This is a genomic window from Streptomyces sp. Q6, from assembly GCF_036967205.1.
GTDB lineage: Bacteria > Actinomycetota > Actinomycetes > Streptomycetales > Streptomycetaceae > Streptomyces > Streptomyces citrinus.
In genome coordinates this window covers 216,457-233,112 of record NZ_CP146022.1, presented here as the reverse complement: position 1 = coordinate 233,112, position 16,656 = coordinate 216,457, and the positions used below count along the sequence as shown (strand labels likewise).

Sequence of the window (16,656 nt, the reverse complement as noted above, 5' to 3'; positions counted from 1 at the left end):
GTAAGAGTGTGCAATGTGTTCACGGCGAGCAGAAGGGCTACCGGGGAAGAGGTGTGGACCCGGAGTCGCACCATCACCTTTGTGACAGTTCGGGAGCCGGACATCCCCCTGTCACGGGCACATGTCAGTCGCGGACTCGCGCTTGTCCCTACGAAGGTGGGGGCCGGACGCCGACTGTCGGTCTGGCGGCGCCATCCGGCCGTCCCGGACACGTAGGGCGGACCCTACATCCCGCCGAGGGACACCCGACGCAGAGCGAGGGAGCACGTGACAGACCCCGGCGCCGCCGGCTTCGAGACTGGTCGAGCCCGAACCGGCCGGACCGTCGAGGAGACGATGATGCGGAACTGCCAGCTCGACCTCCCTCTCACGCTCACCCGCTGGGTGACGTCGGATCACCAGGTCGCGGTGGACAGCGTGTTCACGTACGACCCGTGTGACCCGCTCGTGGTCACCGTGGCGTTCCAGGCCGCTGACGAGTGGCCCGTGCGCTGGGCCGTCGCACGCGATCTCATCGCCGACGGACTGGCCACCCGCAGCGGCGAGGGCGACGTGGCGCTCTGGCCGTTGTACGACCTGGGAAGTGACCCGGTGTCCGTCTGTCTGCGGGTCTCCAACCCCGGCGGCACCGCGTTGTTCGAGATCCCGTACGAGCCGATCGCGGCATGGCTGGACGAGACGTACGGCCTGGTCGCGCGGGGAGGGGAACTCGATGGTGTGGAGTGGGACGACCTGCTGCAACCGGCGGATTGAGGCGGTCCCGGTGCGGGCCGCCACCCGCCGCACACCACAAGCCGTGGTGCCCCGCCAACTGCCGCCCGACCTCGCCCTGTTCCGAGGATGCGAGGCGGCGCTGTCGACCGTCCACGACGTCACCGACCACGTCACCGGCCGGGGCGGACACGTCGTCATCTCCGCGATCGGCGGCATGGCCGGTGTGGGCAAGACGACGCTCGCCGTGCACTGGGCCCACCAGGTCGCGGAACGCGTCCCGGACGGCCAGCTGTATGTGAACCTGCGCGGGTTCGAGGTCTCGGAGCACCCCCTCGACCCCGGCGAAGCGCTCGGCGGTTTCCTGCGGGCGCTCGGCGTTCCCAGCGGCGACATCCCTTCCGGCGTCGAGAAGCGCAGCGCCCTGTTCAGAGAGCAGACCGCGTCCCGGCGACTGATCGCCGTACTGGACAACGCCCATGACACGGAACAGGTCAGACCGCCGCTGCCGACCTCGTCGGAATGCCTGACCATCGTCACCTCCCGCAATCAGCTGTCCGGCCTGGTGGCGGTCGAGGGCGCCGCCGCGATCAATCTGGACGTGTGGAGACAGGACGAGGCACTCGCGGCCCTCACGGCCAGGATCGGGGAGGAACGCCGCCGCGCCGAACCCGATGCCGCCACCGAACTCGTCGAACTGTGTGGCTGTCTGCCGCTCGCGGTCGCCGTCGTCGGCGCCCAGCTCAGCGCCGAACCCAGGATGCCGCTGCGTCTGGCGGCGCGTGAAATGCGGCGGACACAGCCGCGGTTGGACGCCCTGGCCACCGACGACCGCCGGGCGGATGTCCGCGCCGTCTTCTCCTGGTCGTACCGGGCGCTCACCGACGAGACGGCCCGCTTCTTCCGGCACGTGTGTCTGCACCCCGGACCGGCCGTGTCCGCCGAGGCCGCCGCCTCGCTCGCCGGGGAGGAGTTGTGACGACGGCCCGACGCCACCTGCGCGCCCTGACCGCGGCCCGCCTGCTCTCCCGCGACGCCGACGGCCGCTACCTCCTGCACGACCTGGTGCAGGTCTACGGCAGCGAACCGGCCGAACCAGGAGAAGGACGACCGGGTCGGTGCGCAGGCGCGACTCCTCGACTACCTGCGCCACAACTCACACACGGCCAACCGGCATGTGTCGCAACTTGACCCCGAGCCGCAGGAGCAGCCACTCGACGGCGTCGTGCACATGGCGCTCGCCGACCGCGACGAGGCGCTGGACTGGTTCCGCCAGGAGGATTCGGCCGTCGGCCCCGCCGTGCAGTCCCTGGAGGATCCGCGGTTGCTGCGGCCGCGCGGCCGCTTCCAGCGCCGTACGCCCTGGGGGGAAGGTTCTTTCCCAGGCAGAAACCTGTCTCTTCTCACCTCGCTGATCTGGGGTGATCGTTGAAATGTCACCAGGGCAGGGGCCGTCGGTCGCCCCGCCGTCACCCCACCACCGAGGAGCCTTCCATGGCCAAGAGCGACGTCACCTTCGAGAGCGCCGGCATCCGGATCGCCGCGCACCTGTACACCCCCGACACCCCGGCCGAGGGACCGCGCCCGGCCCTGGTGGTCGGACATCCCGGCACGAGCGTGAAGGAGCAGACCTCCGGCACGTACGCGCGACTGATGGCGGAACGCGGCTATGTCACCCTCGCCTTCGACGCCGCCCACCAGGGCGAGTCGGGCGGGCTGCCGCGCGGCCTGGAGGATCCGGCGCAGCGGGTGGAGGACTTCAAGGCCGCCGTCTCCTACCTGACCACCCGCGACGACGTCGACAGCGAGCGCATCGGCCTGCTGGGTGTCTGCGCGTCGGGCGGCTACTCGCTGTCCGCCGCCGGGGGAGACCACCGGGTCAGGGCGGTGGCCACGGTCAGCGGGGTGGACGTCGCCCGCCAGTTCCGACTGGGAGCGGACGGCACCCAGGACCCCGCCGTCTTCCGGACCCTGCTCGCCGCGGCGGCGAACGCGCGCACGGTGGCGGCCCGCGGGGAGGACCCCGGTGTGATGACGATGTTCCCCGAGACCGCCGAACAGGCAGGCGCGCTCGGCGGGGAGCACGGCATCGAGGGGCTCGAGTACTACTGCACGCCGCGCGGAGAGCACGAACGCTCGGCGAAGTTCCTCGCCTGGCAGAGCGTCGACAAGCTGGCCTCCTTCGACGCCTTTCACGCCGTCCCGCTGATCGGCCCCCGCCCCCTGCTCCAGATCGTCGGTACCCGCGCCGTCACGTCATGGATGGCCGTCGACGTCCACCAGCGCGCCACAGGCCCCAAGGAACTCCACTGGATCGAGGGCGCCAGCCACGTCGACCTCTACGACAAGAAGGAAGCCGTCGACCCCGCCGTCGACAAGCTCACCGACTTCTTCGACTCCGCTCTCTCCGACGGAAGCTGAGACAGCGCCCCGGCCGGCCCTCGGCGTGCGCGTGACGGTGTGACCTCGGGCCGGCACATATGCTCCTGTGCATGAATGCAGTGCAGCCTCCTGCCCGTAAGCGTGACGGTGCCGCGACGCGCGAGGCGATCCTCGCCGCGGCGGTGGTGGAGTTCACGGAGCACGGTTACGCGCGGGCCGGGGTCCGGCAGATCGCGGAGCGGGCCGGTGTGACGGCGATGATGATCAACCGCTACTTCGGGTCGAAGGAGAACCTGTTCGCCCAGGCGGTGGACCGCGCGTTCGCACCACCGACGGTGATCGGCGACGAGAGCCGGGATCTGTCGCGGGCGATCGCGCACACGCTCGCCGACCGCACCGCGCCCGGTGCCGAGACCCTCAACCCGTTCCTCTTGCTGCTGCGCTCGGCGCAGGATCCCGAGGCGACGGAAGCCCTTCGCCGCGGCATCGAGACACATGTGGGCGCGCGTCTGGCGGGGTTGCTGGACGGACCCGACGCCAAGGTGCGGGCCCAGCTAGGGCTCGCCCTGGTCTCGGGGACATGGCTGCTGCGCACCGTCGTGGGTACGTCCGCGCTCGCCGAGGCCGACGACGAACGCCTCGCGGATCTTCTGACGGCGATGCTCGCCCCCCTCACCGGGGAGGCCGACGCCGGGACCGGGGACAGCCCCGGCCCCGAGGACGCGCCCGGACAGACGGCGCACCTCAGAAGGCCGACCGGATGAGTCCACCGTCGACGCGGAGGGTGGCGCCGCTGACGTACTGGGCGTAGTCGCTGCACAGGTACGCCACCGCTGCTGCGATCTCGTCCGGCTCGCCGAAGCGCTCCTGGTCATTGGTGATGAGCGCCTCGACGGCGTTGGGCCGGATCTCCTCCCACGTGTCGCCCCACCCACGGGCGGGACCGATCTGCGTGACGAGTTCCTTGGTGGCCTCGACGAGGATGGCTCCGGGCGAGACCACGTTGGACGTGACGCCGGTGCCCTTCAGATCGCGGGCCAGCGACACGGCGAGGTTGTGCCGGGCCGCCAGGGTGGCGTTGTACTGCGGGTGGGTGTTCATCGGCTGCGAGGCGAGGCCGCCGCCGATCGTGACGACCCGACCCCAGCCGCGCTCCCGCATCGCCGGGACCAAGTGCTGGATCATCCGCACACCTGAGACCACATTGACGTTGTAGGTGTCACGCCACTCGTCGGGGGTCGCTTCCGCCCACGACAGATGCCGGTAGAAACCGGCGTTGTTGACGAGGATGTCGACGGGACCGTCCGCGGTGGCGGCGCGGGCGACCTCGGCCGCCGCCTCGTCGTCGGCCAGATCGCCCAGCACCGTGGTGGCGCTCCCGCCGGCCTCGTGGATCTCCCGCGCGACCTGCTCCGCGCGCTCCTTGTCCCTCCCGTGGACCACGACCGCGGCCTCCTCGGCCGCCAGCAGCTTCGCCGTGGCCGCACCGAGCCCGAAACTCGACCCCGTGACGAGAGCGCGCTTACCGGTCAGATTCAGGTTCATTCTGTGTGCCTTTCCTGGGCTCCCCGCGCCGTGACGACCGGGGGAAGTGTGCCTCTTCACCTAAGTATACGACTGTAGACGTCTTGATGCGATGCGATGCGAGCGGCGGGTGCTGGTTCGCACGCGTCGCGACCTGCGGACGGCGTCACCTGTCGGTGCAGCACTGCCGGGCGGGATACCGGGATCTTCGGGGCGCGGGCCCTGGCGTCGGCCCTTTCCGGGCACACCTGGGTTGCCCTGGATCCACTCGGCGCGAGCGGCTGTACGCACACACGTGTTAGCGTCTTAGTGTGTTGTCGGGCCTGGATTAGCCATATGTGTCTCAGGGGTGGCGGGCGGAGCGACTCTTGTCACCGCCGTGCAGCCCTTCCCCTCCTCGCGAGCGACAAAGGACCGGCGACCTATAGTCGATCTCATGAGTCGTTGGCAGGAACTGACCGGTGGAACGTCCGGGAGCGAGTACGCCGCACGCTTCGAGGCGCTGGTCCGCAGTGGCAAGGACGTGCACGGAGAGGCGTCGTTCTGTGCGGCCCTGGTGCCCACCGGCGCCCGGGTGCTGGACGCCGGATGCGGGACCGGGCGGGTCATGATCCGGCTCGCGGAGCTCGGGTACGACTGCGTGGGCATCGACCTCGACGCCTCGATGCTGGACGTGGCACGGGCGCAGGCACCGCAGCTGGCCTGGTTCCGGACGGACCTCGCCGACTTCGACCCGGGCAGGCTCGGCATCGCGGCGGACTTTGACCTCGTGGTCGCCGCAGGCAACGTCTTCCCGCTGCTCGCCCCCGGGACGGAGGCCACGGTGGTCGAGCGTCTCGCTGCCGTCCTGGCGCCCGGCGGCCTGCTCGTCGCGGGCTTCGGATTGGACTCCGCCCACCTGCCGGTGCCGCCCACCATCACGCTCCCTGAATACGACACGTACTGCGCCGAGGCCGGACTCACCCTCGTGGACCGCTTCGCCACCTGGGACGCGGCCCCGTACGACGGCGGCGGCTACGCCGTCAGCGTGCACCGGACCGGCTCCTGACCGCGGTGGTCGCGGAACCACGTGGTCGGCGCCCCCACTCGTGAGGGCGCGTATCGCAAGCAGACCTCGGCGGTTCGAGCGGGAACTTCCCGCGGCCTAGGTCGAAAGTCGCTCTGGTGCGTGGGGAGACGCGTGAGGAAAGATCCCGCGCATGGTTGACCCTCACCGGCTCCTCGCCTTCTGCGCCATGTCCCTTCTCCTGTCTGCCATCCCGGGACCGAGCGTCCTGTTCGTCATCGGCAGGGCTCTGGCCCACGGGCGCCGGACGGCGATGGCCTCCGTACTCGGCAACGCGCTCGGCGGGTATGCGCTGGTCATCGCAGTCGCCCTGGGCGTCGGCACCCTGGTCGAGACCTCGGCCGTCATCTTCCACGCGATCAAGCTCGCCGGAGCCGCCTACCTCATCCACCTCGGCGTGAAGGCGCTCCGAGCGAGCTGGAGCAACCGAGCGCGAGCGGCGCGTTTCACCCCGGCGCCGACCAGCGGAACGAGCTCGATATGGGCGGGCTTCGTGGTCGGAGTGACGAACCCGAAGAGTGTCATCTTCCTGACCGCGATGCTGCCCCAGTTCGTCGACCGGACGGCCGGTCACGTCATCGTCCAGATGCTGCTGCTCGGATTGGCCGGCGCGCTGTTGGCCCTGGTCTCCGATGGGCTGTGGGGCCTGACGGCTTCTGCCGCACGTACCTGGTTCGGCCGCTCCCCGAGGCGCATGTCGCTGGTCGGTGGCACCGGCGGGTTGGCCATGATCGGGCTCGGCGCAGCCGTGGCCGTCACCGGCCGCGCTGACTAGCGGCAGGAGGCAGGATGCCTTCGGAGCGATTCCACCTGATCGGTGGCGCCGCTCTTCCGGGGGCGGACCGCTGGGCTCCGCAGAACGTCCGTGGGCTCCCGATCGCTCTTCCAGAAGGCGTCGAGCCCGCGCTCGTCGATGAACTGCCGTTCCACTTCGTGGAGGGGGCACACCCCCTGCACGTGGTTCACATCGTGACCCTGATGTCCGGGAACGCCCAGGTCGATGCCGGGTAGTCGGCTTGGTCGAGAACCGTGGGCGCGAACACGCGGAATGCCGTCATCTCTGATTCAGGCACGATGCGTTCGCCGAAGTCGATGGACCCGACGCCAACGAAGAGGCACAGAGTCGGCATCGGGCACGCGAACTCGGTCCTCACGTGCAGGGTTCTTCGTGGGACGCGGAGGTCGGTGAGGGGGTGCTCCGCGCGTTCCGCCAACGCTGTACGCGAAGGACGAGGTAGTACGCGAGAGCGAGGGTGAAGATCAGCGAAACGCTGAAACGGGCGGCGGTCCACAGAGGGCCAGTGGGATTCCAGAACGTGGCAGCGGCATTCATGACAAGGGCGACTGAGAACGAGGCTCCCAACCACTTGGCCGCGATCGCCAATTGAGGAGAGGTTCGCGCTCTCTTCACTGGGTCGTCGGTCGATGCGTCCGCCTTCTTCATGCGGCACGGCCCCTTTCGCATCCAGTGGCCTTGCGGCCGGGCCAGCGTTGTCGCAGTCGGCCCTGCCCGCCGTTCTCGAACGATGCGAGTACCCATGATTCAGGGCCCCGATCCTATGGATCGGGGCCCTGAATCGCAGTAGCGGGGACAGGATTTGAACCTGCGACCTCTGGGTTATGAGCCCAGCGAGCTACCGAGCTGCTCCACCCCGCGTCGGTGAACGCCACTCTATGCCATCACGCGCCCCACACCTCACCACGTCTGCCCGGGCGATCCAGGCGGGGCGGTGACGCATAGGTACAGCCATGACGATTACGCATGCTGGATGTGCCGAACTTTCGTTGGACGCATGATGCTCGGGTTCCTAGCGTTGAGGCATGACCACTTCACGTATCGCCCTCGTCACGGGCGCCAATCAAGGACTCGGCCGCGCTTTCGTCGAAGGGCTGGCAGCGCGCATGGCCCCGCAGGACCTGGTCCTGCTCACCGGCCGCAACGAGCAGCGGGTGGCGGACGCCACTCAGGAGATCGTCCGGCTGCCCGACACCCGTGCCCGTGTCGAGGGCCAGGTGCTGGACGTCACGGGCACCGAGGCCGTCGCCCGCCTTGCCGAGGAGCTGCGGGCCCGGCACGGCGGCGTCGACGTCGTCATCTCCAACGCCGTCGCGCGGGTGCTGCCCGAGGAGTCACAGGCCGCGCGGGCCGATGAGTTCATCGACGTGTCCAACACCGCCACCCACGCCGTCCTGCGTTCCTTCGGCCCGGTGCTGCGTCCGGGTGGCCGGCTGCTCGTGGTGGCCAGCAGTCTGGGCACGCTCGGCCACCTCGACGCCCGGCTGCACCATCTGTTCGACGACGCGAGCCTGGACCAGGTCGAGTACGCCGTGGAGTCGTGGCGCAGTGCCATCCATCACGGCACGGCCGCGGAGGCGGGCTGGCCGCTGTGGCTGAACGTGCCCTCGAAGGTGGCACAGGTCGCCGCCGTACGTGCCGTCGCCGCCGCGCGCCGCACCCAGGATCTCGCCGATGGCACGCTGCTCGCCTCGGTGTGCCCCGGCATGGTCGACACCGCGACCTCGCGGCCGTGGTTCAGCGACTACAGCCAGGCCCAGACGCCCGCCCAGGCCGCCGCGGCCGTCCTCGACCTGGTCTTCGCCGAGCACGTGGACCCTTCGCTCTACGGCGAGTTGATCCGCTTCGGCAAGGCCCTGCCCTGGCACGACGGCGAACCGCTGACCGAACAGGACGGCATGCTCGTCCCCTGACCGTGGCGGTCGCAGCGGCCGCCGCACGCGTGGCGGCCGCTCGCCGTCCGATGCGCCTCGCAGTGCCTCGCAGTGCCTCGTGGCGCATCAAGTCCATTCCTTCTCAGAGGAGTTCATTCATGACCGCCCTCACCACCCCGTTCGGTTTCGCCAGTACCGCCGACGACGTCGTGTCAGGGATCGATCTCTCCGGCCGCCGCGCCGTGGTCACCGGCGCCTCCTCCGGAATCGGGGCGGAGACGGCCCGCGCCCTGGCGGCCACCGGTGCCGCCGTCACCCTCGCCGTACGGGACGTGGCGGCCGGCGAGCGCGTGGCCAAGGACATCACCGGGTCGACCGGCAACCAGAACGTGCGGGCCGTGCACCTCGACCTGACCGAGCCGGCGTCCATCACGGCCTTCACCGCCGCATGGCAGGGCCCGCTGCACGTCCTGGTGAACAACGCGGGCGTCATGGCCTGCCCCGAGCGGTACACCGAACAGGGCTGGGAGTGGCAGTTCGCCACGAACCACCTGGGTCATTTCGCCCTCGCCACCGGCCTGCACCGCGCGCTGGCCGCCGACGGCGACGCCCGTGTCGTGGTGGTGAGTTCGACCGGTCACCAGCAGTCGCCCATCGTGTGGGACGACGTCAACTTCGCCTTCCGACCCTATGACCCGTGGCTCGCGTACGGCCAGTCCAAGACGGCGAACGTCCTGTTCGCGGTGGAGGCGACCCGTCGCTGGGCCGACGACAACATCACCGCCAACGCCCTGATGCCGGGCGCCATCCACACCAATCTGCAACGGCACACCGGCGGCCGGGGCAGTGGCCGTGTTCCCGCCGAACTGATCAAGACCGTGGAACAAGGGGCCGCCACGTCGGTGCTCCTGGCGACCTCGCCGCTGCTCGAAGGTGTCGGTGGTCGCTACTTCGTCGACTGCAACGAGACCGAGGTCGTCGATCGGCGCTCCGGCACCCTGCACGGCGTCGCGCGCTACGCCGTCGACCCGGCGGGTGCACGCCGCCTGTGGGACCTGTCGCGGGATCTCCTCGCCGACGCCGCGTGACCGGAACACGCCTCGGCCGGACGAGAGCGCACCCGTCGAAGCATCCCACCCGACTGCCCACCCCCGAACCCGGTCCGGGAGAGATCCGCGTGGGCATCGCGGCGGCCGGGGTGAACTTCATGGACACCGGATCCCGCCGATTCGGCGCGGCCACCGGTCAAATCCCCTTCGTCATCGGCGTGGAGGGCGCCGGCCGCCCTTCCGGTGCCAGGCCCCGCGATCCGAGCGGGGTCAGGCCGAGGCGTCCTGCGGGTACCAGCGGAGTTCCACGGTGTTGCGGTCCGGGTCCTGGACGTAGACCGACGTGGCCGTGCCCCGCGCGCCGAAGCGGTCGACAGGGCCTTCGAGGACGGTGAAGGTGCCCGACGCAATGACCTTCTCCCAGTCCAGGGGTTCGACGGTGAGGCAGATGTGATCGACGTTGGACTCGCCCCGGGGGCCGTTGACCAGGTCGATGATGGTCTCGGCGGTGACGCGCACCGAGGGGAACGGGACCTTGCCGGCCCGCCATTCGTCGACGCGTACGGGCTCCAGGCCGAGGAGTCCGGCGTAGAAGTCCAGGGAACGCTCGACATCCGCGACGTTGAGGACCAGATGGTCGAAAGCCTTCACGCGCAGCGACGGCGACCCGGATCGGTCGCCGGAGCTCCCCGCGGCGCGGCCGTGCTCCCGCAGGGTCGCGTCGGGCCGGTTCGGGCTGGTGGGGTCCGAGATGTTCATGTGGCTTCCTTCGTTCCTGATCGTGCGGTCCGGGTGGTCGCTGTTCACGATCCGCCAGGGGGAGTCCGTCATCAAGGCAGGATCGCCATACGATCGTTGAGCCGGATTCAACGAGCGGGGCGGACATGCTGGAACGAGTGGAGATCGAGACCTTCCTGACGCTGGCCGAGGAACTGCACTTCGGCCGTACCGCGGAGCGCCTGGGTGTCACGACCGGGAGGGTCAGCCAGGTGATCCGGAAGCTGGAGCGGGGGATCGGCGGCCTGCTCTTCGAGCGGACCAGCAGAACGGTGCGGCTCACGGACATCGGACGGCGGTTGGCCGACGACCTGACCCCCTTGGTCGCCGGAATGGAACAGGCCGTCAGGAGGGCCGCCGAGGCGAGCCGCGGTGTGACGGGGGAGCTGCGGGTCGCCTTCCTCGGCGAGTGGACGGCGCCCGCACTCCTGAAGATCGTGGGCCTGTTCAGCGAACGCCACCCCGATTGCCGGGTCGACGTACGGGAGGTTCACCTGTCCAACTCCCGCGCGAGTCTCCTCGACGGCTCGGTCGACGTCCTCATCGCCTCGTACCCCTTCGACGGCATGGCCCGCGGGCCGGTCCTGCTGACGGAGAAGCGAGTGCTCGCCGTCGCGGCCGGGCATCCGCTCGCCGACCAGGAATCGGTGTCGCTCGAAGTGCTTGCGGAGCACCCCGTGGTGCAGTACCCGGACGTGACCTCGGCGGGGTTCAAGCGGGACCGCACACCGGACCACACCCCTTCGGGCAGGCCGGTTCCCAAGGGGCCCGTCGGAGGGTCGTTCTCCGAGATGCTCACGCTGGTCGCGATGGGCAAGGGCGTCCTGCCGGTCGGAGAACATTCCCGGCGCTACTACCCGCGACCGGACGTGGCCTACGTGCCTCTGCGTGACGCCCGGCCGATCGAGCGGGGACCGGTCTGGCTGGAAGGAAACACCACGGAGCGCGTCCGCGAGTTCGTACGAGCGGCGGCGGATTCGGCCCGCAACGCGCCGATCGCGTGAGCGTGCCGGCGGAATGCGCGGAGACGTCCGGACGAGCCCGGATGCCGTCGCCGACGAACACACGTATGCGGCCTGTGCCCGCCTTGCTCATCGGCTGATCTCCCGCTGACTCGTCGACATCGGGGCCAACTCGCTTGGCCGGCGGCCCGGTTGCCCCGGGATTGCCCCTCGTCAAGGCGACGTTGCTCGATCACGGGGGACGGTGTTACGTTCTCCCCGAGCCCCGTATGGGCCTACGCATGGAGGTAGCGGCTACTCAGCCATTACAGAGATCGGCACGGCCGTCTCGCGCAGCTTGTCAGTCCCTTTCCTGGGACTACTGCGCCCATTTTCACTGCGTAGGTGTGCGGGGTATTTCTGTGTGTCGATTTCCGGTGGCGTGGCCCTCCTCCGCGGTCAACCGACTCGGAAAGGCAGTTCATGAGCAAGGAGCAGGGCGAGACCTGGGAAGCACAGGCCGACACCTGGGCGGGGATTGACGTCCATGACTTCCAGCGTCAGGTCATCGCGGAGTTTCGAGCCGGCGGCGGCAGGATGAGTGGCATGTTCGAGGGCTGGACCCTGACCGTGCTGACGACCGTCGGAGCCAGGACCGGCCTGCGCCGGGAGACCATCCTGGGCTACCTGGAACTTGACGGGAAGGGGCTCGTCGTCGCCTCGTCGAACGGCGCCGACCGACATCCCGCATGGTTCCACAACATCCGCAAGAACCCGCTCGTGACGGTGGAGACGGGCACCGACACCTATCAGGCGATCGCCTCCATCCCGTCGAGCCACGAGCGTGACAAGCTCTTCGCCCGCGTGATCGCCGAGGCGCCGGGGTATGCCGACCACCAGGCCAGGACGACCCGGGTGATCCCGGTCGTGGTGCTGAACCGGATCGGTCCCCGGCCCGGCGAGGAACGGGTCAAGGGCATGGGCGACTGGATCGTCGAGGTGCACGACTGGCTGCGAGGCGAACTCGACACGCTCCGAACCCGGGTGGACAGGATGATCGAGGCAGACACCGACGCGATCGAGCGCACGCCGCCGGACCTCGCCCAGCAGATGCGCGCCCACTGCCTCAGCTTCTGCGGAGCACTGAGCAGACACCACGGCGGCGAGGACAGGGCGCTGTTCCCGCAGTTGGCCGAGGAGTTCCCCGCGCTCGCCCCCGCACTGGAGCAGCTTGCTGAGGAGCACAAGGCGGTGGCCCAGGTGCAGGAGAAGATCCAGCACCTCGTCGACGGCTTCGTGCCCGGCGAAAGCGACGCGGTGCGGCTGCGCGCCGACCTGGAGCGGCTGGCGAACCAGCTGGAGACCCACTTCAGGTACGAGGAGGAGACGATCGTGACGGCGCTCAACGCCACGGCCCCGGCTCCGGACTTCGACTGAGCATCGGCGCAGACGTCCGGGGGAGTGGCACCCGGTGCTCGCGCCGGGGTCGTTCAGGCCGGCACTGAGGGCTTGAGGACCTCCTGGCACCACTGGTGGAAATCGGTCGGGGCGGGCGTCGCCAGGGCCTGCTGCTCGGCGTCGTAGATGCCGTCGTTCTGGGCGGTGGCCATGTCTATCAGGCCCTGCGCCCAGGCGTCGCTCGATCCGTACCGCAGCATCGTCTCCTTGTACGCCTGCTCGTCGACCTGCTGGAACCGCACCGGGCGGTCCAGTGTCTCGGTGAGGATCTGCGCCATGGCGTCGGGGGAGAGGGTGTCGCCGATCACCGGGACGGTGCTCTGCCCGCTCCAAGCGGTGTCGAGCAGCAGGTCCGTGGCGGCTGCGGCGATGTCGCGGGTGGCGACGGTCGCCAGCGGCCGATCGGCGGTGTTCGCCAGGAAGAACATTCCCTGCGTCCTGATCGCTTCGACCTGGTGGAGGAGGTTCTCCATGAAGAACGGCATGGCCAGGGCCCGGTAATCGACCCCCGTGCTCTCGATCATCGCGTCCATGGCGAAGGCAGGGGACAGCAGTCCGGCGTGCTTGCCGTAGGAGCGGCCGAGGCTGGTGACGCCGACGACCCGCTCGACGCCCCGGGCCTTGAGGGCGTCGGTGGCAGGACGGGTGAAGTCGAGGTAGTGGTCATGGATGTCCGCGGCGCCGGGGTTCGGGGGCACCAGCCACAGGAGGCTGTCGGCGCCGTCGAGTGCTCGATCGAGGACCGCGGGGTCGCTGTGCGAGCCCTCCACGATCTCGGCGCGGGCACGGGTCCGCTCGGTCAACCGGGACGGAGTGCGGGCGATCACCCGGACCGGACGGTCACTGTCGAGCAGCGAGCGGAGTACCTGGCGGCCGATCTGGCCGGTGGGGGCGGTAATGACGATCACGGGAGTCTCCAGTGAGTAGGGGGTACGGGCGTACGGGGCACGGGGGCGCGGGGGTATGGGGTACGGCACGGTGAGCCGGGCCCAACCGGCGTTTCCATCGTTAACGAAAACACGCTAACGCTGATTGTGCAAGTCGATAACGTCGGCCTGTTATCGTTGTTAACCATGGAGAGTGATCGCTCCGCCTCCGCGGAGAACAACCGTGTTCGCATCGTCGCCGCCGCGGCCCGCCTCCTGGCGGACGGCGGACGTGAGGCGGTGTCCACGCGCGCGGTGAGCAGTGCCGCGGGCGTCCAGGCGCCGACCATCTACCGGCTCTTCGGCGACAAGCAGGGGCTGCTCGACGCGGTCGCCGCCGACGGCTTCGAGCGTCATCTGAGCCGGAAGGCCGACCTCGCCCCCACCGATGATCCGGTCGAGGACCTACGCGTCGGCTGGGACCTGAACGTGCAGTTCGGTCTCGACAACCCGGCCCTCTACACCCTCATGTACGCCGACCCCCGCCCCGGCGCCGAGTCCTCGGCGGCTCTGGCCGCACGGGAGGTCCTCGGCGCGCACATCCACCGGATCGCCGAGGCGGGTCGCCTGCGGATCGACGAGCCTCGTGCCGCGCAACTGGTCCACGCCGCCGGCGGTGGCACCACCCTCGCGCTCATCTCCGCCCCCGAGGAGCGCCGGGATCTCACCGTGTCCCACCTCGCCCGGGAGGCGGTCATCGCGGCGATCACCACCGACGCCCCCAGCGCGCACGCCCCTGGCCCTGCCGGTGCGGCGGTCGCCCTCCGCGCGCTTCTTCCCGGGAGCGCGGCCCTGACGCCGGGTGAGTCCGCCCTGCTCGCCGAATTGCTCGACCGCATCGCCGGGGCGGGGTAGTCGCTGCTCCGCGACCCGCCGTAGGCATGGATCGGCCACCCGCTCCGCGGCCCTCCCGCAGCACCGACGTCCGGCACTGAGGGCCTTCAGCAGGAACGCCGGCGAGATCAGCGACCGGTCAGCCGAGCGGGCACCCGCAGGCGCGCGTCGTTCACGGGTCCACCGCGGTCGAGGTGACCAGGGCCAGCGAGAACCACACGGCCTTGCCGTCCTGGGTGGGCAAAGTTCCCCAGGACGTGGCCAGTTGGTCCAGCAATGCCAGACCGCGGCCCGACTCCTCGTCGAGGCGCGCGGTTCTGGCCTGGGGGAGGATGGGGCTGCCGTCGCTGACCTCGATGTTGAGTTCGTCCTTCGTGCGGCGCAGACGCAGGCGCAGCGGATCGCAGGCATGGCGTACGGAGTTGGACAGGAGCTCCGAGGTTAGCAGGCAGGCGGTGTCGCTGATGTCCTCGCAGTCCCAGTCCCGCAGTGTCCGGCGCAGGAACCGGCGTCCCTCTCCCACGCTGATCGGCTCGGCCGGCAGCACCGCGGAGACAGCGGTCAGTGGCGCGGGAGGGATGCGGGCGAGGAGCAGGGTCACGTCATCGGTGTAGTCCTGCGGGTCGGGCAGGAGCGCGGAGAGGACGGAGTTGGCGGCCTGCTCCAGGCAGGCGGAGTCCGCGACGGCCTTCTCCAGAGACACGGCCAGCGCGTCGATCTGCTCCTCGATGTCGCTCGTCGGAGTCTCCACCAGACCGTCGGTGTACAGGGCCAGCACCGAGGAGGGCGGCACGGTCAGTCTGGTCTCCTGGTGGGGCACCTCGCCCACCCCGAGGGGCACACTGACAGGAACGGGAAGCATGCGGACCTGTCCCGTGGGCTCCACGAGCAGCACCGGCAGGTGGCCGGCCGAGCACACCGTCAGCGCACTCTCGTCAGGGTCCAGGATGAGGTAGCAGCACGTGACGAGTTGGTCGGGCAGTTCGCTGACGACCGCGTCGAGCGCGCGCATCAGCTGCCAGGGAGGCATTCCCGTCTTGGCCAACGCGTGCGAGGCCGAACGCAGTTGGCCCATCACCGCGGCGGCCTCCAGGCCACGCCCCATGACGTCGCCGATCAGTACGCCCACCCGGCCGCCGCCCAGGGAGATCATGTCGAACCAGTCGCCGCCCACCCCCGGCCCCTGCCGGGCGGGGAAGTAGCGGCTGGAGGTGTCGATGCCCGAGAGAGGAACGGGCGACCCCATCAGGCTGCGTTGCAGGGTCAGCGCGACATGGCGTTGCTGCTCGTAGAGCTCGGCGAGTTGCGCCTCCGCCTCCTTGCGCTTGGTCACGTCGCGGATCGCGGCGGACACCAACGTGCCTTCGGGGGTCTCCAGAGGACTGAGGCTGATCTCGACGGGGAACTCGGCACCGTTCTTGCGCAGGCCGTGCAGATCCAGCCCGGCCCCCATGGGGCGCACGCGGCGGTTGTCGACGTAGCCGTGACGGTGGGCGGGGTGGAAATGGTGGAACCGCTGCGGCACCAGTACTTCCACCTGTCGGCCCAGGAGCTCTTCGCGCCGATAGCCGAACAGGGCCTCCGTCTGCGCGTTGACCAACTGGATGGTGCCCGCGTCGTCGACGATGACGATGGCGTCCGGGGCGGCTTCCAGGAGCGCGCGGAAGCGCGCGTCGGCGGCCTTGCGCTCGCTGACGTCGCGGACGGCGGCGGAGATCAGAAGTCCGTCGGGCGTCTGGAGCGGACTGATGCTGATCTCGACGGGGAACTCGGCACCGTCCCGGCGCAGTCCGTACAGTTCCAGATTGGCGCCCATCGGGCGGACCTGCTGGTTCCCGCTGTAGCCCTCCCGGTGGGTCGGGTGCTGGGCGCGGAATCGCTGCGGGACGAGCATCTCGATGGGCTGGCCGAGCAGTTCGTGGCGCGGATAACCGAACAGCGTCTCCGTCTGCGCGTTCACCAGGCGGATGACGCCGGCATCGTCGACGATCACCATCGCGTCGGGAGCGGCCTCCAGCAGCGCGCGGAACGGTTCCTCCGCTGCGGGAATGAGGGGCGATCGTGCGTGGTGCCTGTTGCGTTCCATGGCGCATTTCAGCACCGCTTGGACCGGACGTGGGCCTTTTGTCGATAAGAGCTCGGTGGCGGCGCTTACTTGCTCACTTTCCGGACGCAACCGTGTCGCGAACCCATCGAGCATCTGTGACAGCAGGGGTTGTAGGGGTTCCCTGTCGGGCTTGGCGGTGGTCACGCAAGGTCCCGCATCATGTCGGTCAGGTATCGGCGGCAATCTCTCGCGGTGTGGGCACCATCTGAGC

At 69.7% G+C, this 16,656-nt stretch carries 17 protein-coding genes and 1 tRNA gene; 13 read left to right on the top strand and 5 right to left on the bottom strand.

The window, feature by feature from the left end; genetic code table 11:
• Nucleotides 1–267 precede the first annotated feature (267 nt).
• The 5 genes from V2W30_RS01230 to V2W30_RS01210 all read left to right on the top strand — a co-directional run bounded on the left by V2W30_RS01230 (nt 268) and on the right by V2W30_RS01210 (nt 3,857).
• Entirely contained in the window at nt 268–753 is a 486-nt protein-coding gene (locus V2W30_RS01230; protein ID WP_338692866.1) for an SsgA family sporulation/cell division regulator, read from the top strand.
• Complete coding sequence (locus tag V2W30_RS01225; protein WP_338692865.1) at nt 713–1,690, top strand: NB-ARC domain-containing protein; 978 nt, start codon at nt 713–715, stop codon at nt 1,688–1,690. Before V2W30_RS01230 ends, V2W30_RS01225 begins: the two co-directional genes overlap by 41 nt.
• Before the next feature lie 252 nt (nt 1,691–1,942).
• Complete coding sequence (locus V2W30_RS01220; protein ID WP_338692863.1) at nt 1,943–2,143, top strand: hypothetical protein; 201 nt, start codon at nt 1,943–1,945, stop codon at nt 2,141–2,143.
• 62 nt (nt 2,144–2,205) lie between these two features.
• Complete coding sequence (locus tag V2W30_RS01215; RefSeq protein WP_338692861.1) at nt 2,206–3,132, top strand: alpha/beta hydrolase; 927 nt, start codon at nt 2,206–2,208, stop codon at nt 3,130–3,132.
• 71 nt (nt 3,133–3,203) lie between these two features.
• Nucleotides 3,204–3,857, top strand: a complete 654-nt coding sequence (locus V2W30_RS01210; RefSeq protein WP_338692859.1) for a TetR/AcrR family transcriptional regulator — start codon at nt 3,204–3,206, stop codon at nt 3,855–3,857.
• Here V2W30_RS01210 and V2W30_RS01205 read toward each other — a convergent pair.
• The gene (locus tag V2W30_RS01205) at nt 3,838–4,638 is read right to left on the bottom strand and encodes an SDR family NAD(P)-dependent oxidoreductase (RefSeq protein ID WP_338692857.1); all 801 of its coding nucleotides are present in this window, start codon (nt 4,636–4,638) and stop codon (nt 3,838–3,840) included. The genes V2W30_RS01210 and V2W30_RS01205 overlap by 20 nt on opposite strands.
• 415 nt (nt 4,639–5,053) lie before the next feature.
• Here V2W30_RS01205 and V2W30_RS01200 point away from each other — a divergent pair, with 415 nt between their 5' ends.
• The 3 genes from V2W30_RS01200 to V2W30_RS01190 all read left to right on the top strand — a co-directional run bounded on the left by V2W30_RS01200 (nt 5,054) and on the right by V2W30_RS01190 (nt 6,694).
• The gene (locus tag V2W30_RS01200; protein ID WP_338692856.1) at nt 5,054–5,665 is read left to right on the top strand and encodes a class I SAM-dependent methyltransferase; all 612 of its coding nucleotides are present in this window, start codon (nt 5,054–5,056) and stop codon (nt 5,663–5,665) included.
• Nucleotides 5,666–5,816: 151 nt separating this feature from the next.
• On the top strand, nt 5,817–6,458 hold the full coding sequence (locus tag V2W30_RS01195; RefSeq protein ID WP_338692855.1) for a LysE family translocator: 642 nt from the start codon (nt 5,817–5,819) through the stop codon (nt 6,456–6,458).
• 14 nt (nt 6,459–6,472) lie between these two features.
• A complete protein-coding gene (locus V2W30_RS01190) occupies nt 6,473–6,694 on the top strand; it encodes a hypothetical protein (protein WP_338692853.1) in 222 nt (73 codons plus the stop codon).
• 572 nt (nt 6,695–7,266) lie between these two features.
• Here the strand turns inward: V2W30_RS01190 and V2W30_RS01185 are convergent.
• Nucleotides 7,267–7,340, bottom strand: a tRNA-Met gene (locus V2W30_RS01185).
• A gap of 164 nt (nt 7,341–7,504) precedes the next feature.
• On the opposite strand from V2W30_RS01185, the gene V2W30_RS01180 reads away from it, so the two are divergent.
• Together V2W30_RS01180 and V2W30_RS01175 are read left to right on the top strand one after the other, a co-directional pair.
• A complete protein-coding gene (locus V2W30_RS01180; RefSeq protein ID WP_338692852.1) occupies nt 7,505–8,392 on the top strand; it encodes an SDR family NAD(P)-dependent oxidoreductase in 888 nt (295 codons plus the stop codon).
• 119 nt (nt 8,393–8,511) lie between these two features.
• Complete coding sequence (locus V2W30_RS01175; RefSeq protein ID WP_338692851.1) at nt 8,512–9,441, top strand: SDR family NAD(P)-dependent oxidoreductase; 930 nt, start codon at nt 8,512–8,514, stop codon at nt 9,439–9,441.
• Nucleotides 9,442–9,672: 231 nt separating this feature from the next.
• Here the strand turns inward: V2W30_RS01175 and V2W30_RS01170 are convergent, their stop codons facing one another.
• Entirely contained in the window at nt 9,673–10,059 is a 387-nt protein-coding gene (locus tag V2W30_RS01170; RefSeq protein ID WP_338703430.1) for a VOC family protein, read from the bottom strand.
• 227 nt (nt 10,060–10,286) lie between these two features.
• Here V2W30_RS01170 and V2W30_RS01165 point away from each other — a divergent pair, with 227 nt between their 5' ends.
• Both V2W30_RS01165 and V2W30_RS01160 read left to right on the top strand, forming a co-directional pair.
• Nucleotides 10,287–11,183 (top strand): LysR family transcriptional regulator, encoded by an 897-nt coding sequence (locus V2W30_RS01165; RefSeq protein WP_338692850.1) that lies wholly within the window; start codon nt 10,287–10,289, stop codon nt 11,181–11,183.
• 420 nt (nt 11,184–11,603) lie between these two features.
• The gene (locus V2W30_RS01160) at nt 11,604–12,557 is read left to right on the top strand and encodes a nitroreductase/quinone reductase family protein (RefSeq protein WP_338692848.1); all 954 of its coding nucleotides are present in this window, start codon (nt 11,604–11,606) and stop codon (nt 12,555–12,557) included.
• A 53-nt stretch (nt 12,558–12,610) separates the two neighbouring features.
• Here V2W30_RS01160 and V2W30_RS01155 read toward each other — a convergent pair whose 3' ends face one another.
• Complete coding sequence (locus tag V2W30_RS01155) at nt 12,611–13,486, bottom strand: NAD(P)H-binding protein (RefSeq protein ID WP_338692846.1); 876 nt, start codon at nt 13,484–13,486, stop codon at nt 12,611–12,613.
• 165 nt (nt 13,487–13,651) lie between these two features.
• On the opposite strand from V2W30_RS01155, the gene V2W30_RS01150 reads away from it, so the two are divergent.
• Entirely contained in the window at nt 13,652–14,359 is a 708-nt protein-coding gene (locus tag V2W30_RS01150) for a TetR/AcrR family transcriptional regulator (protein WP_338692844.1), read from the top strand.
• A 151-nt stretch (nt 14,360–14,510) separates the two neighbouring features.
• Here the strand turns inward: V2W30_RS01150 and V2W30_RS01145 are convergent, their stop codons facing one another.
• Nucleotides 14,511–16,424 (bottom strand): PAS domain S-box protein, encoded by a 1,914-nt coding sequence (locus tag V2W30_RS01145; RefSeq protein WP_338692843.1) that lies wholly within the window; start codon nt 16,422–16,424, stop codon nt 14,511–14,513.
• Between the last annotated feature and the right edge of the window lie 232 nt (nt 16,425–16,656).